Below are 2,612 nucleotides of genomic sequence, written 5' to 3'. Positions count from 1 at the left end.
CGGGGGCCTCGCTCGCGGCGTGCGCGGCGGTCCTCGCCGCGGCGGGCGCGCGCGTCGTGGGCGCCCTGACGCTCGCCTCGACGCCCGCGCCCGGCGCGGCCTCGACACCACCGTCCGGCGGCTCCGGACGTCCGCCACCGCCTCCGACGCGGCCCGGACGTCCGGTTCCTCCCGCCGTGCCCGACCCCACGTCCCGCCCGTCGGTCGCCGATTGGGCCGCGAGCCGACGACGGGGTTAGCGTGGGTGCCTGAGCCGACGGCGCAGCGGAACGGGCCCCCGACGAGGGTGGTCCACCCCGCGGCGCGGGAGGAGGTGACGCCGCCCCCGACTGCCCGACCGGGCAGTTCACCCCGCACGCCGCCGGGCGGCCAGGAGCCGCCCCTCAGCCCTCCCAGGAGGCTCACATGGAGATCGTGGTTGCAGGCCGGCACACCGAGGTGCTCCCGAAGTACCGGGCGCACGTCGAGCAGAAGCTCGCCAAGATCGAGCAGCTGGCCCCCCGCGCGCAGCGGATCGACGTCCTCGTCTCGCACGAGGCGAACCCCCGCCAGGCCGACCTCTCGGAGCGCGTCGAGCTCACCGTCGTCGACAAGGGTCCCGTCATCCGCGCCGAGGCGTGCGCCGACGACCGGTACGCCGCCCTCGACCTCGCGCTCGGCAAGCTGCTCGAGCGTCTGCGCCGATCGCGCGACCGTCGCAAGGACCACCGCAACCACACTCCGATCGCCCCCGTCGACGTCCGTCCCCCCGAGGCGTCCGACGAGACCGCGCCCGCCGACGTCGTGACCGCGCCCGACGGCGCCGTCGAGACGACGCTCGGCGACTCGCCCGTCGTCATCCGCGAGAAGGTCCACGAGGCGCTCCCGATGACCGTGGACGACGCCCTCTACGAGATGGAGCTCGTGGGGCACGACTTCTACCTGTTCATCGACGCCGAGACGGCCCAGCCGGCCGTCGCGTACCGCCGTCGCGGCTGGAGCTACGGCGTCATCAAGCTCGACACCGCGGTCCGGACGAACGGCACGCCCGAGGCGGCCGCGGTCGCCCGCTGACCTCCGCGCCCGCGCGGCACGGCGCCCGGTCCCCGTCGCGGGGCCGGGCGTCGTCGTGTGGGCGGGGCGCGCCATGATGTGACCGTGGCCGCCGTCCTCCCCGCACCGACCGAGTCGCTGTCGCTCTCGCAGGCGCGCCGCGTCGCCCTGCGCGCCCAGGGCCTCGACGTCCCGCGCCCGGCGCGGACCGGCCCTGCGACGATGCGCCACCTCCAGGGCGTCGTCGACCGGCTCGGGCTGCTGCAGATCGACTCGGTCAACGTGCTCGCGCGCGCCCACCTCATGCCGACGTTCTCGCGCATCGGGCCCTACGACCCGGCGCTGCTCGACCGTGCCGCGGGCCGTGCGCCGCGCCGGCTCGTCGAGGCGTGGGCGCACCAGGCGTCGTTCGTGCCGCCCGAGACGTTCCGCCTGCTCGGCTGGCGTCAGCGCGCGTACCTCACGGAGGCGTGGGGCGTGATCGCCGACGTCCCGCTGCAGCACGCGCCGGTCGTCGACATGATCCGGTCGCTCATCACCGAGCAGGGGCCGCTCACCGCGAGCGAGGTCCAGGTCCACTACGAGGCGGACCACCCGACGTCGCGCGACGAGTGGGGCTGGAACTGGTCCGTCGCGAAGCGGGTCCTGGAGTTCCTGTTCTTCACGGGCGAGGTGACGTCGGCAGGGCGCACCCCCGCGTTCGAGCGGCGGTACGACCTGGCGGACCGCGTCCTGCCCGCCGACGTCCGCGCGGCACCCCAGCCGGACGACGACACCGCGGTGCGCGGCCTGCTGGAGATCTCGGCGCGTGCGCACGGCATCGGGACGCTCGGGTGCCTGGCCGACTACTTCCGCATCAACCAGCGGCGCGTCGCGCTCGCGGCTGCGGACCTCGTCGAGGAGGGCGTGCTCGTCCCCGTGCAGGTCGCCGGGTGGCAGGGGCGCCCGGTGTTCCGGCACCGCGACGCGACGCTGCCGCGCACCGCCCGCGGGGCCGCACTGCTCAGCCCGTTCGACCCGCTCGTCTTCGAGCGGCGGCGCCTCGAGGAGCTGTTCGGCCTGCGGTACCGCATCGAGATCTACGTGCCCGAGGCCCAGCGTGTGTGGGGCTACTACGTCCTGCCGTTCCTGCTCGGCGAGGAGCTCCCGGCGCTCGTCGACCTCAAGGCCGACCGGGCGGCCGGGGTCCTGCGCGTCGTCGCCGCGCACACCAGCCCGGGCGGGCAGGAGCGGCTCCCGGGCGGCACGCTCGACGCGCTGGCGGACGAGCTGCGGCTCGCGGCGACGTGGCTCGGGCTCGACGACGTCGTGGTCGGTGCACCCGACGGCTCGCTGCGCGGCGACCTCGCGGCGCCGTTGCGCCAGGTCGTCGCGACGGCGGCGTGATGCGCCGGTCGGACTTCCTCCTCGTCGCGCTCGCGGGCGTCCTGTGGGGCACGGGCGGGCTGGCCGGCGCCGCGGCGGGGGACGAGGGCGGCCTGGCCGCGGTCGCGGTCGCCGCGTACCGGCTGCTCGGCGGCGGCCTCGTGCTGCTCGTCGGCGCCGCGCTGGCGGGCGGCTTCGCCGGGCTGCGCCCGAGC

Annotated in this window: 2 protein-coding genes and 1 pseudogene; all 3 read left to right on the top strand. The window is 76.3% G+C overall.

From position 1 onward, the window contains the following. Nucleotides 1–405 precede the first annotated feature (405 nt). Complete coding sequence (gene hpf / locus CBZ_RS09030) at nt 406–1,053, top strand: ribosome hibernation-promoting factor, HPF/YfiA family (protein WP_130781236.1); 648 nt, start codon at nt 406–408, stop codon at nt 1,051–1,053. 84 nt (nt 1,054–1,137) lie between these two features. After that, the gene (locus CBZ_RS09025; RefSeq protein WP_130781235.1) at nt 1,138–2,418 is read left to right on the top strand and encodes a winged helix-turn-helix domain-containing protein; all 1,281 of its coding nucleotides are present in this window, start codon (nt 1,138–1,140) and stop codon (nt 2,416–2,418) included. Next, a pseudogene (locus CBZ_RS09020) lies at nt 2,418–2,612 on the top strand (hypothetical protein); the annotation flags it as partial. The gene CBZ_RS09025 and the pseudogene CBZ_RS09020, both read left to right, overlap by 1 nt.

The sequence above is a fragment of the Cellulomonas biazotea genome (assembly GCF_004306155.1).
Lineage (GTDB): Bacteria > Actinomycetota > Actinomycetes > Actinomycetales > Cellulomonadaceae > Cellulomonas > Cellulomonas biazotea.
Note: the sequence above shows the minus strand (reverse complement) of the source record. Positions and strands in the feature narration are given on the sequence as shown.